23 protein-coding genes and 1 riboswitch are annotated in these 19865 nt (G+C 33.3%); of the genes, 8 read left to right on the forward strand and 15 right to left on the reverse strand.

Going from position 1 to position 19865, the window contains the following annotated elements; genetic code table 11:
• Positions 1-41: 41 nt before the first annotated feature.
• The 6 genes from J3U00_RS04210 to coaA all read right to left on the reverse strand — a co-directional run bounded on the left by J3U00_RS04210 (position 42) and on the right by coaA (position 4789).
• Positions 42-716 carry a 7-cyano-7-deazaguanine/7-aminomethyl-7-deazaguanine transporter gene (locus J3U00_RS04210; RefSeq protein ID WP_267331670.1) on the reverse strand — a complete coding sequence of 225 codons (675 nt, stop codon included), beginning with the start codon at positions 714-716 and terminating at the stop codon, positions 42-44.
• A gap of 117 nt (positions 717-833) precedes the next feature.
• On the reverse strand, positions 834-1994 hold the full coding sequence (locus tag J3U00_RS04215; RefSeq protein ID WP_267331671.1) for an acyltransferase family protein: 1161 nt from the start codon (positions 1992-1994) through the stop codon (positions 834-836).
• Between the two features lie 21 nt (positions 1995-2015).
• Positions 2016-2696: a 7-cyano-7-deazaguanine synthase QueC gene (gene queC / locus J3U00_RS04220; RefSeq protein WP_267331848.1), complete on the reverse strand. Its 681-nt coding sequence runs from the start codon at positions 2694-2696 to the stop codon at positions 2016-2018.
• A gap of 16 nt (positions 2697-2712) precedes the next feature.
• A complete protein-coding gene (queF, locus tag J3U00_RS04225) occupies positions 2713-3186 on the reverse strand; it encodes a preQ(1) synthase (protein WP_065563118.1) in 474 nt (157 codons plus the stop codon).
• A gap of 4 nt (positions 3187-3190) precedes the next feature.
• A riboswitch (PreQ1 riboswitch) is annotated at positions 3191-3235 on the reverse strand.
• Positions 3236-3381: 146 nt separating this feature from the next.
• On the reverse strand, positions 3382-3837 hold the full coding sequence (locus tag J3U00_RS04230) for a DUF1090 family protein (RefSeq protein ID WP_267331672.1): 456 nt from the start codon (positions 3835-3837) through the stop codon (positions 3382-3384).
• Between the two features lie 16 nt (positions 3838-3853).
• Entirely contained in the window at positions 3854-4789 is a 936-nt protein-coding gene (gene coaA, locus J3U00_RS04235) for a type I pantothenate kinase (protein WP_267330625.1), read from the reverse strand.
• A 162-nt stretch (positions 4790-4951) separates the two neighbouring features.
• Between coaA and yihI the strand changes: the two genes are divergently transcribed.
• A complete protein-coding gene (yihI, locus tag J3U00_RS04240) occupies positions 4952-5416 on the forward strand; it encodes a Der GTPase-activating protein YihI (protein ID WP_267331673.1) in 465 nt (154 codons plus the stop codon).
• A 243-nt stretch (positions 5417-5659) separates the two neighbouring features.
• Positions 5660-7027, forward strand: a complete 1368-nt coding sequence (hemN, locus tag J3U00_RS04245; protein ID WP_416379885.1) for an oxygen-independent coproporphyrinogen III oxidase — start codon at positions 5660-5662, stop codon at positions 7025-7027.
• A gap of 41 nt (positions 7028-7068) precedes the next feature.
• Here hemN and rsmC read toward each other — a convergent pair whose 3' ends face one another.
• Positions 7069-8103, reverse strand: a complete 1035-nt coding sequence (gene rsmC / locus J3U00_RS04250; RefSeq protein WP_416379886.1) for a 16S rRNA (guanine(1207)-N(2))-methyltransferase RsmC — start codon at positions 8101-8103, stop codon at positions 7069-7071.
• A gap of 93 nt (positions 8104-8196) precedes the next feature.
• On the opposite strand from rsmC, the gene J3U00_RS04255 reads away from it, so the two are divergent.
• The 6 genes from J3U00_RS04255 to cyaY all read left to right on the forward strand — a co-directional run bounded on the left by J3U00_RS04255 (position 8197) and on the right by cyaY (position 11433).
• Positions 8197-8598, forward strand: coding sequence for a DNA polymerase III subunit psi (locus tag J3U00_RS04255; protein WP_267331675.1), 402 nt, complete (start codon positions 8197-8199; stop codon positions 8596-8598).
• Positions 8573-9028 (forward strand): ribosomal protein S18-alanine N-acetyltransferase, encoded by a 456-nt coding sequence (rimI, locus tag J3U00_RS04260; protein ID WP_267331676.1) that lies wholly within the window; start codon positions 8573-8575, stop codon positions 9026-9028. The genes J3U00_RS04255 and rimI overlap by 26 nt, the downstream gene beginning before the upstream one ends.
• A gap of 21 nt (positions 9029-9049) precedes the next feature.
• A complete protein-coding gene (locus J3U00_RS04265; RefSeq protein ID WP_267331677.1) occupies positions 9050-9664 on the forward strand; it encodes a thiamine diphosphokinase in 615 nt (204 codons plus the stop codon).
• A 79-nt stretch (positions 9665-9743) separates the two neighbouring features.
• A complete protein-coding gene (locus tag J3U00_RS04270; RefSeq protein WP_267331678.1) occupies positions 9744-10514 on the forward strand; it encodes a hypothetical protein in 771 nt (256 codons plus the stop codon).
• Complete coding sequence (locus J3U00_RS04275; RefSeq protein WP_267331679.1) at positions 10515-11033, forward strand: surface-adhesin E family protein; 519 nt, start codon at positions 10515-10517, stop codon at positions 11031-11033.
• Positions 11034-11124: 91 nt separating this feature from the next.
• On the forward strand, positions 11125-11433 hold the full coding sequence (gene cyaY, locus J3U00_RS04280) for an iron donor protein CyaY (RefSeq protein ID WP_267331680.1): 309 nt from the start codon (positions 11125-11127) through the stop codon (positions 11431-11433).
• A 63-nt stretch (positions 11434-11496) separates the two neighbouring features.
• Here cyaY and uvrD read toward each other — a convergent pair whose 3' ends face one another.
• The 8 genes from uvrD to J3U00_RS04315 all read right to left on the reverse strand — a co-directional run bounded on the left by uvrD (position 11497) and on the right by J3U00_RS04315 (position 19813).
• Positions 11497-13725, reverse strand: coding sequence for a DNA helicase II (gene uvrD, locus J3U00_RS04285; RefSeq protein ID WP_267331681.1), 2229 nt, complete (start codon positions 13723-13725; stop codon positions 11497-11499).
• A gap of 181 nt (positions 13726-13906) precedes the next feature.
• Entirely contained in the window at positions 13907-14620 is a 714-nt protein-coding gene (yigB, locus tag J3U00_RS04290; RefSeq protein ID WP_267331682.1) for a 5-amino-6-(5-phospho-D-ribitylamino)uracil phosphatase YigB, read from the reverse strand.
• Positions 14620-15543, reverse strand: a complete 924-nt coding sequence (gene xerC, locus J3U00_RS04295; RefSeq protein ID WP_267331683.1) for a tyrosine recombinase XerC — start codon at positions 15541-15543, stop codon at positions 14620-14622. Before xerC ends, yigB begins: the two co-directional genes overlap by 1 nt.
• A 9-nt stretch (positions 15544-15552) precedes the next feature.
• Positions 15553-16287: a DUF484 family protein gene (locus tag J3U00_RS04300; RefSeq protein WP_267331684.1), complete on the reverse strand. Its 735-nt coding sequence runs from the start codon at positions 16285-16287 to the stop codon at positions 15553-15555.
• A 48-nt stretch (positions 16288-16335) separates the two neighbouring features.
• Entirely contained in the window at positions 16336-17160 is an 825-nt protein-coding gene (gene dapF, locus J3U00_RS04305) for a diaminopimelate epimerase (protein WP_065563132.1), read from the reverse strand.
• Between the two features lie 106 nt (positions 17161-17266).
• Complete coding sequence (lysA, locus tag J3U00_RS04310; RefSeq protein WP_267331685.1) at positions 17267-18520, reverse strand: diaminopimelate decarboxylase; 1254 nt, start codon at positions 18518-18520, stop codon at positions 17267-17269.
• Between the two features lie 12 nt (positions 18521-18532).
• Positions 18533-18673, reverse strand: a complete 141-nt coding sequence (lptM, locus tag J3U00_RS11645; protein WP_141673954.1) for an LPS translocon maturation chaperone LptM — start codon at positions 18671-18673, stop codon at positions 18533-18535.
• Between the two features lie 249 nt (positions 18674-18922).
• Complete coding sequence (locus tag J3U00_RS04315; RefSeq protein WP_267331686.1) at positions 18923-19813, reverse strand: L-ribulose-5-phosphate 3-epimerase; 891 nt, start codon at positions 19811-19813, stop codon at positions 18923-18925.
• Between the last annotated feature and the right edge of the window lie 52 nt (positions 19814-19865).

Genomic DNA, 19865 nt, shown 5'->3' on the forward strand with positions numbered 1-19865 from the left:
ATTAACGATTATTCTGAATAATTAAGTGATTGATCAGTTAGTTACAGTGGCTTTACAAGCAGTTTTTTTAAAATAAAATTCAAAATAATGCCATAAAGCGGTAAGAAGAATAATCCACAAATCAAAATTTTAAAACTATAGTCAATTGCGGCAATCTCGATCCAATGATTGGCCATAAATTCGTCACTACTTTGATAAAAGGCAATGGCAAAAAAGACAATAGTATCAATACCATTACCTAACACCGCTGACGCCGAAGGCGCAACCCACCATGCTTTATTCTTACGTAAATAATTAAACACAGTGATATCCATCAATTGCCCAACTAAATAAGCGGCAAAACTGGCTAAAGCAATACGGAAAACAAAACTGTTAAAATCAGATAAAGCTGAAAATCCCAGCCAATGTCCTTCAAAAAACACAACCGAAATGGAATAAGAGAACAGTAATGCCGGTATCATAACGACAAAGATAATTTTTCTGGCAAGACTAGCACCAAATACCCGAATGGTTAAATCGGTGGTTAAAAAGATAAATGGAAAGGTAAATGCTCCCCATGTGGTATGAAAACCGAATATATCAAATGGGATTTGTACCAGATAATTGCTCGAAGCAATAACTAAAATATGAAAAAAAGAGAGCCAGCAAAGCGCCTTGCGCTGCTGAGCTGAATTAAATTTGTTCTGAAGTGTTTCAGAGTGAATATTCAAATACATATTCGTTTCCTTTTTTAAATGGGGTGAGAGAACCCATAATCTTTAACGTAAAAATGATGTAATTAAGGTTAAAAATGTCGGATAAGCCGAATTTAATTACATCGATATCTAATATTTTTAAATTGTTATAAAAAAATGCTTTTTATATAAAATAAAAGCAATCAACCAACAAATCACGACAATGAATAAGGCATAGATAAAAGAGCTGGGATAGTTTCCAAAATATTGCGCTAAAACTTTTGAATACAGAAATTGTCGCAAACTGAGTGAATCAGAATGAAAAACCAGCGTCATTCTACGCGTTATAATCGAAATAATACCGGCGATAACAAAAATGAATAACGAATTCATGCCAAAGGGGATAAAACAATGAACGGCGTTTTTGTATTTTTTGATATCAATCAACCAAATTAATAAGGCAAATAAGACACAACCTATAGCACAAGTCACCAATACAAATGACGGTGACCAGATTTTTTTATTAATTGGGCAAATAAAACTCAAAATAAACCCTATTATTGAAAAAATTATTCCGTATTTAATCAAGATTTTTATTTTGTCGACATTGACATTAGTCGCAAATATTTGTTTGGCTATACAAAAGCCGATAAGGACTTGAGCAATGGCCGGAAAAGTACTTAATACCCCTTCCGGTTCAAAATACATACCATTATCCAGATACATACGCTCTTGACCCAAAATCATTCTATCGACTTTAGCAATAATGTTGTTATTTTTTTGCTCAAACCCGTCGCCCAAATATAAGATGAAAAAATAAAACAGTAGTATTTGAACGATCAGAACAGGCAAATATTTTCTATCAAAACATAAAATAATAAGAGAAGAAAACAAATAACAGATCGCTAAACGTTGTAAAATGCCCATAATTCGGATTTGATCTATGCAAGACAAAGATTCAACCATCCGCTCATGAAACGGCAGCCAATTAAAATGCTTATACAAAGCAAGAAAACCCGAAAACCAAGCAATCAATAATCCAATAGCAAAAATGATCAGCGTTCTTTTCAAAATTTTAATTAGCAGAATCTTATTAAGCTTAAATTCTAATTTATTTAAGGAAATATAAGTCGACACTCCCATAATAAACATAAATAATGGAAAGATGAGATCGGCAAAAGTCAGCCCGTTCCATTTAGCATGCCTAAGTAAAGGATAAATAGCATTTGGCGACCCGGGATTATTCACTAAAATCATTCCTGCAATGGTCATTCCTCGCAATACATCCAATGAGACTAATCGTTGATGATTGTCAGACATGCATTTCCCCTTTAAATAATGCTATCTAGTGCTATGGGTTAGATACTCATTTAACCCTTTTTCACGTAACTCGCAACTAGGGCAATGACCACATCCGCCGTCAACCCCATAATAACAAGTGTGAGTGTGTTGCCGGATATAATCAAGATAACCGAGTTTATCAGCCATTTCCCATGTTTGCGCTTTAGTTAGATACATTAATGGGGTGATGATGTTAAACGTGTAATCCAAGGCTAAATTCATCGAAACATTCATGGATTTAATAAAGATATCTCGACAATCCGGATAACCACTAAAATCGGTTTCACATACGCCAATAATGATATCTTGAATAGCATGTTGTTTTGCATAACACCCCGCTAACAATAAAAATAGCATATTACGCCCGTCAACAAAGGTATTCGGATAATTCCCTTCTTGAGCGGCTTTGATTTCTTGTGAGTCATCAATCAAGGCATTATTGGTCGTTTGTTTGATCACTGAAGTATCAATGAGGGTTTGCTTTACACCAAGATCGTCAGCAATCCATTTGGCTTTTTCAAGCTCAATGGCATGGCGTTGACCATATTGAAAGCTGATTGTTTCAACGTTTTCACGCCCATAATCAGCAATGGCTTGCAGTAAACAGGTAGTAGAATCTTGCCCACCAGAAAATATCACTAGAGCTTTACGATTTTGCATTTTTAACGGTTCCGATTTAATTTGTGTACGAAAAAAATTAACGATTATCGACTTTTTCAGGATAAAGATCGTGATTAGCTAAACGATTAAGCGCAATTTGTTCCCAGTTAGTACCAGGTTTACCGTAATTAGCATAAGGGTCGATAGAGATACCACCACGTGGTGTAAATTTCCCCCAGACCTCAATATATTTAGGATCCATTAATTTAATCAGATCTTTCATAATGATATTAATGCAATCTTCATGATAATCACCATGATTACGAAAGCTAAATAAATAGAGTTTGAGCGATTTACTTTCCACCATCTTTATATTGGGGACATACGAAATATAAATCGTGGCAAAATCAGGTTGACCAGTGATAGGACAAAGGCTGGTAAATTCCGGGCAATTAAATTTAACGAAATAATCATTACCGGGGTGTTTATTATCAAAGGTTTCTAAAATATTAGGACAATAGTCAGTTGGATAGCGAACAGATTGGTCGCCAAGTAGTGTAATGTTGCTCATTAAATTTTCCTTAGTTTTTTAGCGTGGGAGGTTCACGAACCACGTAATAAGGCGCACACCTTACTCTTTTTAGGCAGAAAAGTCTAGTTTAAGCACATTATCTTTTATCAATAAAAAAGCACCATTAACGCTCGATTAATGGTGCTTATCTAACAAAAAAGTTGAGGAAGGCACTTTTTTGCGTTTAACTTTACTCTATTTGCTAGTCATTTGTTTGTAATAATCAGCAAGTTTATCTTTAGCATCAGATAACTCTTTTTCAGCATCATTTAATTTAGCTTTTAATGCATCAATTTTATCTTGATTTGCATTGAGTTTGTCTTTTGCATATTCTTTAGTCTTTTCTGCTAATTCTTTAGTTTTATCAGTAACATCTTTAGTTTTTTCAACCACTAATCTTTTATATTTTTCTTCTAATGTTTCATCTTTACAATTGGTATTAACTTCTTGAAGTGCTTTTTCAAGACCTGCAACTTCATTAGCATTATTGGCATTCTTAGCTTGATCTATTTTAGTTTGGATTGCTTGTTTTTTTCCGTCACAATTTAACCCTTCGTATTCATCATTATTTGTTGCATAACTGTTTACAGAAAATGCAGTAACTAAAGTGATAATGCTTAACTTACTTAATAACCTAATTGCTGATTTCATATTGATTCCCCTAAGTTTATTTTCTTAATTGAACACAATCTACTTTATGATCTTTACCTTTGGTTAAAATCAAACTTGCTCGTTCCCGTGTTGGCAGGATATTTTCGATCAAATTCAATTCATTAATTTCTCGCCAAAGGCGGTTAGCAATATTCACAGCCTCTTCCTCGGGAAGCTTAGAATAGTGGTTAAAGTAAGAGTTAGGATCACTAAATGCCCCAGCTCTAAATTTTAAAAATCGATTCACATACCAATCGTGTAATAAGGGTAATTGTGCATCGACATATATTGAAAAGTCTACATAATCGGAAACAAACACCCGATTGTTAGCCTGTGTATAATTTATGGTGCCTTGTAAAACATTTAATCCTTCAAGAATTAAAATATCTGGACTGTCGATAGTAATCTGTTCGTCTTCAACAATATCGTAAACCAAATGAGAATAAACGGGTGCTTTAACTTCTGACTGACCTGACTTTACATCAGCAACAAAATTAATTAACTTTCTGATATCATAAGATTGAGGAAATCCTTTCTTATTCATGATACCACGTTCTTCAAGATAACGATTGGGATATAAAAAGCCATCGGTCGTTACTAACGCAACTTTGCGATGTTCCGGCCAACGAGTTAATAATGCTTGTAAGACACGAGCTGTGGTGCTTTTACCAACAGCAACACTACCAGCAATACCGATAACATAAGGTATTTTCTGACTTTTACCTAGAAACTTTGATAAGACTGCCTGACGGCTAAAACTATTGCTTATATAATAATTGAGTAATCGAGATAAAGGCAAGTAAATTTCACTTACTTCATCCATAGACAAATCTTCATTAATTCCTTGTAACGAGGTTAATTCTTCAGCAGTTAAAGTCATCGGTACCGCATTACGCAAGCCAGCCCACTCTTGTCGGGTAAATTGCATATAAGGGCTCAAATGATTTTTCATGTTTTATTTGCTCAATATTTAAAAATTATTTGGCTCAGATTATACTAAATCTATTTTTTTACAATCATAAATTCGCATTAACTTCTGCTCATAGCTATATTAATGACTTGCTGGTAAAATATGTTTAAGTAAATTTATAACCAGATATTAAATTGAGATTGTATGTTAAAAAATAAATCGAAAAAAACCCGTCAAGAGATTAATGAAGAGTCTCGAGAACTTAAGCGCAAACGTAAACATAAAGGTTTACCTAGTGGTTCTCGTTTTAACGGCAAACAAAACAATAAAAAAACGTCAAATATCATTAAAGATCCGCGAATTGGTAGTAAAAAACCAATTTCATTAGTGCAAACGGATGATCCAATTATAAAAGTTAATCAACCTAAAAAGGTCAAATTAACACCAGAACAAGAATTAGACCAGCTTGAAAATGATACTAAACTTGACTATTTACTTGATTTAGTTGAGCAAGGCAAAACATTGACTAATGAACAACAATCTTATCTTGATAATAAACTAGATCGCATTGATCAACTGATGAAACAATTAGGTTATGAAGATAATGATTTTGATGACGAGTTAGAAGAGCCTAAAGAAGATATTGTCAGCTTACTTAAACGTAATTAAGTTAGATTTATTTAATATGAACTAGAAATTTATAATTTCATTTTCCAAATAATGTCAATAAAGAGTCATTAACCATGCCAATATTTATTATGCTCGGTTTATATTTGGGATTACTTATCTGCACATTATTGTATTTGAAAAAAATCAATCGTATTAAAATTAAAGCGCAAATTAAAAAGCGTAGTAAAGCAAAATGTGATGGAAACAACAATGTCAAAAGCAGGATTAAATAAACACAATATGATTCAATCTCAGCTATGGGACCAAGCGTTAATAGAAAAGTATAACTATTCCGGCCCAAGATATACTTCATATCCAACTGCGCTTGAATTTAATGAGCAGTTCACTGAACAAAACTTTCTTTCAGCTGCCACACGTTATCCTGAACGTTCATTATCACTATATGTGCACATTCCGTTTTGCCATAAACTTTGTTACTTTTGCGGTTGTAATAAACTTATTACCCGGCAAACCCATAAAGTTACCCAGTATCTCGATATACTAGATATTGAAATTGCTAAACGGTCAGAATTATTCAAAAATCGTATTGTAAGCCAAATGCATTGGGGCGGAGGCACTCCTACTTTTTTGACTGATGATGAAATGACACGATTAATCACATCAATCAGGCAACACTTTAACTTTACTCAAGATGCTGAATTATCAATTGAAATAGACCCCAGAGAAATCAGTACACAAACAATCGATCATCTTTCTGAACTAGGCTTTAATCGGTTAAGTATGGGAATTCAAGATTTCAATCATGAAATTCAGAATCTAATTAACCGAGAACAAGATGAAAATTTAATCCGCTCATTGATTGCTCAAGCACGAAAAAATAATTTTCGATCAATTAGCCTCGATTTAATATATGGATTACCTAAACAGACCGTTGAAAGTTTTACCGAAACTTTGAATAAAGTTATTGATATTTCACCTGATAGATTAAGCGTTTTTAATTATGCCCATTTACCTAGTCGTTTTGCTGCGCAACGTAAAATCAAAGATTATGATTTACCTAACGCTCATCAAAAATTAAAGATCTTACACACTAGTATAGAAAAATTAACTCAAGCCGGTTATCAATTTATCGGTATGGATCATTTTGCCAAACCAACCGATGAGTTGGCTATTGCTCAACAAGAAAAAAAATTGCATCGTAACTTTCAAGGATACACAACTAAAGGCGATTCAGATTTATTGGGTCTTGGTGTGTCAGCTATTAGTATGTTGGGTGATAGTTATGCACAGAACCATAAAAATCTAAAAAATTATCAAACTTTAGTTAAACAACAAGGTAATGGTTTATGGAAAGGATTTACCTTAAATCAAGATGACAAAATAAGAAGAGATATCATTAAGCAACTTATTTGCCATTTTTACCTTGATAAAAAACAAATTGAACAACTTTATGCGATTAAATTTGATGACTATTTTACTGAAGATTTAAAACTATTAGCACCATTGGAACAAGATGGTTTAGTCCTAGTTGGTAAAGATAGCATCGTTGTCCAACCTAAAGGGCATTTGCTTATTCGAAATATTTGTATGTGTTTTGATATTTATATGAGACGATTGGTTCGACAACATCAATTTTCACGCGTGATCTAGTTCACTCTACTCACGCATGAATATTTGATTATCATTACTTATTAATGACTGGCTAAATAGACTTTAAATTTTGTTGTTTGGGCAATAATTTCAACACTTTTAAAGGTTTCATCCAAAATCGATTGATAAGGCAAAAATGAATTTGCCACAATACAAAGATAACCATTTAATTTTAAGTGTTTTTTAGCCTCTTTAATCAGTTTGTTTACTGCAGTATAACTTGTCTCTTTACCATCATGAAAAGGTGGATTAGAGATGATTAAGTGAAATTTATCGTTGATATCTGAAAATACATCACTAGCAATAACATTTGCAGAAAGATTATTACAAGCTAACGTAGCTTTGCTAGATTCTAACGCCATACTGCTGACATCGGTTAATGTTAAACTTATATCTTGATATAACTTACCTAAAACTGTTGATAATATGCCTGAGCCACAGCCAACATCTAGGATATTACCTTTAATAATATCACTCTGTTCCATCAATGCATTTAACAGAAGCTCACTACCCGCATCTAATCCTTTTTGGCTAAATACACCTGGTAAGCTTTTAATTTCGATATCTTGGTTTTCAATGGTTAAATGATAACTAAGCCACCACTCTTTTAATTCAAAAGCTAAACGGCTATCAGCACGAAAATGATACAGACCACATCGCCTTGCACTATCTATTTTTTGTATAGAGCCAAAATCAGCCAATAATCCTTCAACACTTTTTACACCAGTCCGATTTTCACCAATAATAAAAATATCACTCTCTTTAGGCATATTATTTAATAAAAATGATAACTGAAATTGTGCTTCACTCTTAGTTTTAGGCCAATAATATATGAGTGTGTTAACATTGTTATAAAAAGACTCGTCAGGATAGAGCGAAAAATTGGTGCTTTCAGCTCGTTTCGAGTGTTTAAAATTTAAAAATGTGTGATACTGCGAGCAGTGAATCTTAACCAAATTAGCTGATATAACAGCTGGGTAATTATCTTGGATATCACCTGCAATAAGAATATTTTTATCATCAAAAAAGGATTGATGACGTTCAAGTACTTGGCTAGCAGGAGTAAATGCGGATATTGCCATAATGCCTCAATGAAAAACCTTTATAAATTGAAGCGAAGATTATACAATTAACTTTCTTTAATCCCTAATAAAAACAGTAATCCGACAATGACAGCAACTGATTGGTATCTAAAGCAATGTGATATTACCCAATATGTTTTACGCAATTCTGCCGTTTTTCAAGGTGAAGTTGCTACACATATCGACGATAAAATTCGTTTAATCGTCGTTGCTAAAAAGCAACCAACACAAAAAATTTATTATGATATTTTAAAAGCCATTGAGTTAACTGAAGAGCAAGTTTTATTTCTTACGCCTTCGCAATTAATAATACCGGCAGATGAAGTAAAAGTTGTAACTTGGTTTATTGACATAAAAAGCTATGAACAATGGCAAAATAAATTAACGATTAAAACCAGCGATTTAGTTTCGCTAGCCAAAGATCCACAACAAAAGCGACAGCTTTGGCTACAATTATGTGAATATGAAAACGATTTCCATCCTAAATGAAAATGATCTAGCAGAAGCCTATGAGTTAGAGCGATTATGCTACCCTATTCCTTGGTCTAAAGAGACTTTCTTTTCAAATCAAGGAGAACGTTATTTAAACCTTAAAATAACCGTTGATAATAAAATTGTAGGCTTTTGTATTTGCCAACAGGTAGCTGATGAAGCAAGTTTATTTAATATTGCCATACATCCTAAATACCGGAATCGAGGGTTAGCAAAAACATTATTAAACCAGTTGATTGATGATTTAATGGCAATGCCAAATAAAATTTCGACAATATGGTTAGAAGTAAGAAAATCAAATGCGCCAGCACTTGAGTTATATCACTCAATAGGGTTCAATCAAATAACTATTAGAAAAAATTATTACCCAACCACCGATGGTAATAAAGAAGATGCAATTATTATGGCTTATACTTTAGCGTTATAAAATGTTTTAATGGGAGTAATAATGTTCACAGCACTGTTATTTGTAAATGGCGAACCACCTAAAAATTTACCTACCCATTTAGGTAATTATAATTATATCGCATGTACTGACGGTGCATATCATAGTTATCTATCTAAATCTTCAATTAAACCAGATTTTATAATCGGTGATTTAGATAGCATTAACTCCACAATGACAATTCCCGATAAAACCCAAATCATTCATACACCAGATCAATCTAAAACTGACTTTGAAAAAGCGTTGTTGTTTTTAAATAGTAAAGGAGTCACATCATTTACCATATATGGTGCATCAGGACGATCCAGTGACCACTTTCTAGGTAATTTATCGGTTGCTATGCAATATCATCAACAATTTAAAATGCTGTTTTATGATGATTATTGTCACTTTTTCTTCGCAACTAACCATCAAATTATCCATCATGTTAAATACCATATTATTTCATTAATGCCTCTATCCAAAGTTACAGGGTTGACTATAACCGGTTTTGAATACCCATTACATAATCAAACTCTATCTTTAGGTAGTTTTACTAGTTTACGTAATAAAGCGATTAATGACACTATCGAAATCTCTTTTAATGCTGGTGATTTACTGATTTTTGTTCAAAATTAAAACTGTTTAGATTGACACCAACTTACATTGCTTTACAATATGGTTACATTCTATTAGCGCTTTTTTAAAGGAACAACCCATGCTTTTCAAAAAACTTACTGTGATTGCTTGTTCTTCGCTCGTTTCTTGCATAGCTTTTGCTCAAGACAATAAAGCAAGTGTAACAGATAAGATAGTTGATACTTTTCTTGCATGTGATAATCAATTTTTCCAAAATCTAGCTGAAAATAAAGAAACATTTAGCGAGTATGTTGATTTAACCACAAAAGATAATGTGACATTCATTCCTGTAGAATCCATTTATCAACAAGATAAAAATAAAGTTATTTTTAAAAAACCACTTAAATATCGTGGGTTAACTATTACGGGATACCAAGACATATATATTCCAACAAATTTATCTGGAAAATATTATTATTGGGGCTTTATTTTTGATAATAGCCAAGAAGAAATTATTAATGCATTAAAAAATATAAAATGGTCAAATTATAATGAAAATGTTTATATTGCTAATGCTAAAATTTATGATCGTAATGCTAAATCCCCCGAGTGGACAGATAATCTCTATTCAATTGATGGTGTAGTGCCAAAACTTGGGACAATTGAGAAATCACTATATTTAGAAAACCTAGACAACAACCAAAATCGAGTTCTTTGTACTATTCAAGGCGATTTAAAGAAAGATATGCTTTATAAAGATCGTCCTGATATAAAGCTATTTGATGATCAAATAAGAAAAGAGCAGCAAGAAAAGATCGAAGCTTCTAAATTAAAAAAAGAACAAGAGAAAAATAATGCAACACAAGAATCAAGTGAAGGCAAGGGATCAAAAGAGGGAGATAACATTTAAATGAAAAAATTATGCTTAGTCTTAATTCTTTTTTCTTTTGCAACTATAAGCCATGCAACAGATGAAAAGCCAAAACTTACTGAAGAAGAGAAAGCCACTCAAGCAAAAGAAGTTAAGGAAATGTTGAGCAATCCTAGAATCGGTGAGCAATTTGCACCTATTTCTAAAACTGACGAAGATAATAAGGTTGGGTATTCATTCCTTGATAAAAAATCGATAAAGTCACACCCATATAATCCTCGAATTCGTGTCTTTAAAGAAGTGATCAATTATACTCCTGCATTAGTCCAAAACATAGATAATGTGAAAACACCCTATCGCACTATAGTCATTAACTATTACGCTAATTGTGACAAAAAAGAAATTGCTAAAGGACAACTTGATCTTGTTGAAAAAAACTTTGCAGAGGGTAAATTAATTAATAATATTAATATTCCAAGCCGTTGGATGCGAGCCGAAAAAAATGACGATAATTATAAATTATTAATAATGGCTTGTTCATTACCTCTCAACCAGTAACACTTAATTTGCTCTCGCCACCTAGCTGTGGCGGAGTCTCTCTATTTATGCTACTATTCCTATATTAATTGCTCAATATAATCACACCAATATGAACGTCACTCAATTTCATACTTTAACTGATCAACTTTTTAACCAAATTGAATCATACCTTGATGATTATGCTGATGAGCATGATATCGATTTAGATTACGAAACTAATAGTAATGTTATTAATATCAGCTTTCCAAATAACAGTAAAATTATCATTAATACACAAGAACCCTTATTTCAAGTTTGGTTAGCAACAAGAAAACAAGGTTATCATTTTGACTTTATAAACAACAAATGGATTTGTAATCGATCAGATCAAACATTTGAAGATATTTTTACCCAAGCCATAGAAGAACAAGCTGAATAATTTTCATAAAAAAATAGGCGATAAATTAATATTTAGCGCCTATTTTATTTAGGTAGATGGCATTTATAATAATGTCAGATTTGCTAATTTTATTACTAACCATTTAATACCAACATCAACGAAAGCGATTTGAACTCGTCTATGCTCACCTTCACCATCAAGATTGATAATTGATCCCTCACCAAAACGGTTATGTTTAACCTTTCTACCTAACGTATAACCATCATCTTCCTTTTTCTTCTTAGAATAAGATTTTTTACGTTCTTGATAAAACTCATCATCTTTATTTTGGTAACTAGATCGCCCTCCAAATGAAGAGAAACTACCTTGGTAATAAGTTTCATTTAAGTTTTCAACTGGCAACTCATCTAAAAAACGCGAAGGTAAATTTCGTTCTTCTCGACCATAGAGTCGTCTTTGTTCTGTCAATGAAAGTGTTAAGTTTTTTCTTGCTCGCGTTATACCAACATAAGCTAAACGTCTTTCTTCTTCCATTTTATCGACTTCTTGAATAGAACGCTGTGTAGGGAAGATACCCTCTTCCCAGCCTACAATAAAGACATTGTCAAATTCTAATCCCTTTGCTGAATGTAGCGTCATCAGTTGGACAGAATCTTGGTCAGTACCCACATCACGGCTTTCAAGCGATGTAACCGATAAGAATGATTCTAAAATTGTTAATGGTTTACCTGTTTCAGCATCCTCTATCACGGTATTTTGATTAACACGGTAAAATTGCTCTGCTGCAGAAACAAGCTCTTCAAGATTTTCTAACCTTGCCTGACCTTTAATACCCGGCTCTTGTTCATACATTCGCAAGACACCTGATAATGTAATAATCTTCTCTAACTGTTTATAAAAAGGTAAGTCATTAACTTCAGCGTGAATCGATTGCATTAAATGGATAAATCGATTTATGTCTGTAAGTTGTCTATCAGAAAGTTCCTTCTTTTCAATTAAAGTTAAGCAAGCATCCCATAACGACATATTTTTATGCTTAGCAAAATGTCTAATTTTATCTAAAGTAACTTGGCCTATACCACGAGTTGGAGTATTTATAGTTGCTTCAAATGCCATATCATTGTTATGGTCATGTAATAGACGTAAATAAGCAAGAGCCAATTTAACCTCTTGCCTTTCATAGAATCTAATCGAGCCATAAATTTGGAAAGGTATGCCATTTTGCATTAATGTATCTTCAAAAATCCGAGATTGAACATTATTACGATACAAAATCGCGCAACTAGAGTAATTTTGACCTTGCTCATGGAGTTTTTTTATTTGAACAACAACAAATCTTGCCTCATCAGCATCATTAAAACTTCTGTAAAGCAAGATTTTTTCACCATCGCCACTATCGGTCCATAAATTTTTACCTAACCGATTTTTATTGTTAGCAATCAATTTATTTGCTGAATCTAAAATAAACCCGGTGGATCGATAATTTTGCTCTAAGCGAACAATTTCAGTGTCGGGATAATCATTGATAAATAATTGAAGATTATCGGCATTAGCACCACGCCAACTATAAATTGACTGGTCATCATCACCAACAATCATGATATTAGCTGTATTACCCGCTAATTTTTGTACAAATCGATATTGAATTTTATTAGTATCTTGAAACTCATCAATGAGAATATTTGAGAAACGATTACGGCAATAATCTAAAACATTCTCATCTCTACAAAGTAATTCATAAGCCCTCAGAATTAACTCAGAAAAATCAACGTAGCCAACTTTATCGCAAATTGCTTGATAATCACGATAGATCACTTGCCACATTATTTGTTTTGGATCTTCTGGCAGCAGGTCTTTAGCGCGTAATCCTTTCTCTTTTTGCGCAGAAATATAATTAGCACACTCTTTTGCTGACCATTGCTTTTCATCTACTTGAAGTTCTCGGAAAATTCGCTTGATAAGTCGAATCTGATCTTCTGTATCAATAAGCTGAAAGTTATCTGGAAGGTTAGCTTGTTGAGGAAACATGCGTAATAAGCGATGAGTTAAACCGTGGAAGGTACCAACCCACATTCCATTTAAATATCTTTCACCAACTAACGATTCAATTCTTTCCTGCATTTCAGCAGCAGCTTTATTGGTGAAAGTAACTGCAAAAATCGAACCGGATGAATAATTCTTCTCAACACAGAGCCAAGCAATTCGATGGACAAGTACACGAGTCTTACCACTTCCGGCACCTGCAAGTACAATAGTGTATTGATTATCTGTAACTACTGCGGTTTGTTGTTCTGTGTTAAGGTCTTCTAATAATGATTGCTTAATGTCCATTATGTGTTAACCCATCCCGATTACATAAACCACTATTAATTATTGATATATTGAATCTTTTTAAAATTGCCATTTTCTTTATAATATTTATTGGTGAGTCTATTAAAAAAATAAAGACAGGTAGTAAATGCAAACTTATTTACATCTAACTGTACTGTCTTTTTATACACATATGCGATGATTATAACAGATTATCTAATTCTATCAATCGGCTTATCTCAATATGAGGCAAGCACCTTGCATCAGTAAGATGATAAATATCTTGCTCAAAGATATTTATCCAACACGATAAATAACCATTATTGATGGCGCCATTAACATCAGTCTCTAAATTGTCGCCGACATGTAATATATATTTATTGGGTATGGATAATTTTTTTGCAGCCAAATCAAAAATTTCTGGAAATGGTTTTGAACGTCCATCCGGTCCACCGCGTAAAGAAAATTGGAAATAGTCTCCCAATCCGATTTTATTTACATCGACATTACCATTAGTAATTACAGCTAATGGATATTTTTTTGCTAGTTTAGTTAATAAAGTATGTGTTGATTGAGGAACAACCATCTTATGGCGCCAAACATTGAAACAATCTACCGCATCATCAATTATCTGAGAATGTTGAGATACTGGTATATTAGTTCTACTCAATAAAGATTTTATAGTGTCTATCCGCCAAACTATCACATCATGATAAACTTCCGGATTGATTGATAGCACCAAACTTTTTTCTTGGAAATATAAATCTAATGTTAAATTTTGAAACTGTTCATATTTCTGTAAATTTTTTATCATTTCCTCTTCAGCTTTATCTACTATCATACTATTATCATATAGAGTATCATCTAGATCGAAAGTGATCGCTTTAATGCAGTCAATTGAACGATAAAAATGCATTATTTTTTCCCTCTTTTAGCTCGTGGATGAGCAGAATCATAAACTTCCGATAAATGTGAAAAATCCAGATGAGTATAAACTTGTGTAGTGGATAAATCAGCATGACCTAGTAATTCTTGTACTGCTCGCAAATCACCACTCGATTCAAGCATATGCGTTGCAAATGAATGGCGTAGTTTATGAGGATGAACATGTGCACTTAATCCTTGTTTGATACCCCATTGAGCAAATCGTTTCTCCACATTACGAGGAGAAATTCGTTTCCCCAATTTAGAAATAAATAGTGCATCATCCTGCGGTTTTAATTCATTTCGCATGGTTAACCAATATTCAATCCATTTTACAGATTCTCGCCCTAAAGGTAATTTCCGTTCCTTATTACCTTTTCCCATTACCCGGACTTCCCCTTCCCTTAAATTTAGCTCTCGACAGTTAATGTTAACTAATTCAGAAAGACGTAATCCAGAACCATACATAACTTCTAGCATAGCTCTATCGCGCACAGATAATGGATCGTTATATTCAATATCTAGTAATTGATTAACCTCATCAATATCGATATTTTTAGGAAGATGCTGACCTAATTTAGGATTAACTACACCTCGAGCAGGATTGACGGAAATCATTTCATTCTTCACCATCCAATCGAAAAAACTTCGCAGAGCAGACAGTCGTAAGGAGAGACTTCTTGCTTGTAAACCGGTTTGCCGACTTCTGCTAATTAATAATCGTACAGCTGACGAATCAATAGCTTGCCATTTTTCAATATCCAGATCCTTGGTTAAATCGATAATGGCATAAAGTTGACGGCGATAATTAACTTGTGTGTTTAGGCTAAGTTGTTTTTCTGATTTTAGATAGTTTAAGAAATGCTCTACCGGCTCAGCTAATAAAGTGGAATAATTTGGATTAGTTTTAGCCATCATCGTTCCTTACTTTCTTCGCATAATCCATTTTTCAATCAAAATAGGTAATATCTCACTAACTTTCTCTAATAACAAAGTTCCTTGCCCAACTTGATAATGTTGTGGATCTGGGCTAGTAAACATCAAAAGACCGAGGTCCCCAAATTGACCAAATAATGATAATGCAACTGATCCGACATAACCATGCTGCGGTAATAAAAAATCTAATTCAGTTGTGTTTAATTGACCTAAATAAAATTGACTATACTGTAGATGACGAACACGAATAAAATCAAATTGTAATGAATTTAAGGCTAAATGATGATAGCTAGATGGCGCACTAAGTAACCATTTATCATCGAAAAGATATAAATAAGCACCATTGAGCCCTAAATCTTTAGCCCAATTTTTTAAAGATACAATTAATTCATCAATATCTTTTGCTTTAATTAAGTCGAATTGCAATTTCATTAACTGATTAAAAAGCAGCTCATTAGCACTAGCATGCTCCATTAGCATGGTAATTTCAGACTCTAACTGATTAATTTTATTACGCTGTCTAGCCATGTGCCATTCAGGTAAGGAAATAATTCCGCGAACTGGATGTGGTACACGCATTCGTTCAATCTGAGCAGCATTACGAATGAAGAAATCAGGATTATCAATGATATACTGACTGACCATTTCATCATTCAATTTGACAAAGTTTTTTTGTCGACGATGAGGCTTATATTTAACTGTCTGTGCTTTTTTTATGACCATAATTTATTTCTATCGTACTCAGTATCAAATCCTAAATTACATCAGTTATTAAATTGAAATATAACCATCATATACATGTGTTGCTGGTCCAGTCATATAAAGGGGTTGCTGATTGCCTTTCCATTCGATAATTAATTTGCCACCAGGTAAATTAACATTTACTCGTGGATTTAAGAGTCCTTGATTAATACCAACTGCGACAGCCGCACAAGCACCAGTACCACAAGCCTGTGTTTCACCAACACCTCGTTCAAATACGCGCAAATTAATATTATTTCGATCGATAATATGCATAAAACCAATATTTGCTTTTTCAGGAAAACGTTCATGTTGCTCTAACAGTGGACCAAGCGTTGATACTTGAGCTGTTAATATATCGTCAACCTGAATAACACAATGCGGATTACCCATTGAAGCAACGCCACACAGAACTGTTTGTTCTTGTGCACGAATAATATAAGTTTTTTCTTCTTTAATGGCTTTGAAAGGAATTTTACTCGGCTCAAAAATAGGGGTTCCCATATTAACACGTACGGTTTCATCATCATTAACCGTCAATACAATATTACCTTTCATAGTACTTACTTTTAAAACACGTTTTTTCGTCAACCCTTTCAAACGAACAAAACGAGCAAAACAACGTGCACCATTACCGCATTGTTCCACTTCTGAACCATCTGCATTAAATATGCGATAGTGGAAATCGCTTTCTGGCGAATAAGGTGGTTCAACAACAAGTAACTGATCAAAGCCAATACCGGTATAGCGATCTGACATGCGTTTAATCAATTCGCTCGAAAGATGAACATTTTGCGTTAGTGCATCAATAACCATAAAATCATTACCTAATCCATGCATTTTAGAAAAGTTCATCTTTGCTTACCTTTTTTTAATTACCTATTACTCTAATTAAGTTTAATTAATAAAGCACTTTATTTGTTAAACGAATGAGTCTATCGCACCACAAACTTTTAAAAGATTATAATACTAATTCACCACGCCATAAATCATCAAACGTCTCACGTTTCCGAATTAACTTATGTTGTTTTCCTCCTTCAAGCAAAACTTCAGCTGGACGTGGGTGACTATTATAATTTGACGCCATACTAAAACCATAGGCACCAGCACTACAAATAACCAATAGATCACTTTGTTCAACGGACAACTCTCGTTGATAAGCTAACACATCGCTAGATTCGCAGATTGGTCCAACGATATTGTAACATTCTTTTTTATCAGAACTTTTTGGTTCTCTTACTGGTAAAACTCGCATCCAAGCTTTATAAAGAGCGGGGCGAATTAAATCATTCATTCCCGCATCAACAATAGCAAAATGGTTACCATCTTGATGTTTAGTGTATTCAACTTTAGTAATTAATAAACCAGCATTAGCCACAATTGAGCGGCCCGGTTCAAAAATAATTTCGAGATCAGCATAATTGGTTAATTTCGCAAGTAACTCTGAAACAAGTGTGGATGCAGAAATAGGTGTTTCATTATCATAACAGACCCCTAATCCACCACCTAAATCAATATGTTCAAGGTGAATATTTTCTGCTTTGAGTTTATCAACCAATATTAAAATCCTATCAGCAGCATCTAAAAATGGCGATAATTCTGTTAATTGAGAACCAATATGACAATCAATACCAACTATCTTAATATGATTTAAGCTAGCCGCTTTGCGGTATACATCAAGGGCTAATTGATAACTTATGCCGAATTTATTTTCACGCAATCCTGTTGAGATATAGGGATGGGTTTTGGCATCCACATCAGGATTAATTCTTAATGAAATTGTTGCAATTTTACCTAATTGTTGAGCAATTTCGTTGATACGATATAATTCCGCCTCCGACTCAACGTTGAAACATTTAATACCAACTTCAAGCGCACGTTTGATTTCTTCAATAGATTTTGCGACACCAGAAAAAACTATCTTTCTAGGTTCGGCACCTGCTTTTAGCACCCTTTCTAATTCACCCTGCGAGACAATATCAAAACCGGCACCAAGTTTAGCCAACAAATTTAAAACCGATAAATTACTGTTAGCCTTAACTGCATAACAAATTAGATGTTTCTTATCTTGAAGAATTTGCTGATAAGCAAGAAATTGTTTTGTCATATGAGCAGCAGAATAGACATATAACGGAGTTCCATATTGCTTTGCTAGATCAGAGATAGCGACTTCATCTGCCAATAACTGACCATTACAATAATGTAAAAATTTCATTGAATTATTCCTTTAAGCTATGTTACTCACATCATTAGATTGAACAAATGTGCTTGACTGCTCATTAGGATAATATAATGGGCCTTTTAAACCGCAACCAACTAATGTCAAGATGGCTAATAATATGGAGAATAATTTGATCATTGATTTCATATAATATTCGCAATTCTTTCATTTTTTTATAATGACCATTATATTACACGATAGGCCAATTAGTGGAAAGAATAAATAAAAATCTCTTAATATTAATATGTTGCTATAAAAGAGTTTAATAATGATCTTAAGGTTAAAAATAACATGTCATTCTGATGCGTTCTGATGACTATTTTTTTAATTCGACTGAATAGATAAAGCCCAAATAAGACATTAATTGAGCTTTATATCATTTTTATTACATGTAAATTAGGAGAATAGTGCATATCCTGCTTGGGATGCCATAGCATTTAGGCTTTGTTGAGCAGTAATAATATTTTGCTTCCAATTATCATCTTTAGCCCACATTTCAATCACAAAAGGAGCACAATAATCCATTAATTTTAATGTATTAAAAATGGCCGGAAAATCAACTTCGCCTTCACCAATAACTAAATCTCGAAATTGCCCAGAATAATTAGATTTAACTTTTTTGGTATCTTTGAGATGAATTTGCACAATGTGATCACGACTTAATAAAAGTTCGGTGCACACATCGTAATTCCAACCAGAAATATTACCAACATCCGGATAAGCCATAAAATATGAAGACGGTATTTCCCTTTTCAGAATCTCGAATTTACTTAGTGAATTAAGATAGTCAGTATCCATTATTTCTACCGCTAGCATAATACCTGCTTTTTCTGCTTGTTTAGCACTCCACTGCATACCTTCAATAAAGCGTTGATGGGTTTGATTACTTGCTGGTTCATAATAGACATCATATCCTGCAAGCTGAATGACTCTGACACCTAATTTATAAGCAAGTACTATTGCCTTGTTCATTATGTTTTTTGCTTGTGCGCGAATATGTTCATCATTGGAACCGAATGGATATTTTCGATGAGCACTTAAACAAATAGAGTGCAATGCTATGCCCATTTGTTCTGACAAATGACGTAATGAATAAATTTCATCATCAGACCAATCCAGCCTTGCTCGACGTTCGTCTGACTCATCAATGGATAATTCAATAAAATCGAATCCTAATGCTTTTGCTTCATTAAATTTTTGTTGCCACGTTAAATCATTTGGTAATGCTTTTTCATAAATACCAATACGAGGCGTGTTTTTTTTGATATTTATTGCTCTTTTTGTCATAATCTAAACCTAATAAAAATGGAACAATATGCATTGCAGTTGAATTGACAAC

Source organism: Gilliamella sp. B3127 (assembly GCF_026536935.1).
Classification (GTDB): domain Bacteria; phylum Pseudomonadota; class Gammaproteobacteria; order Enterobacterales; family Orbaceae; genus Gilliamella; species Gilliamella apicola_E.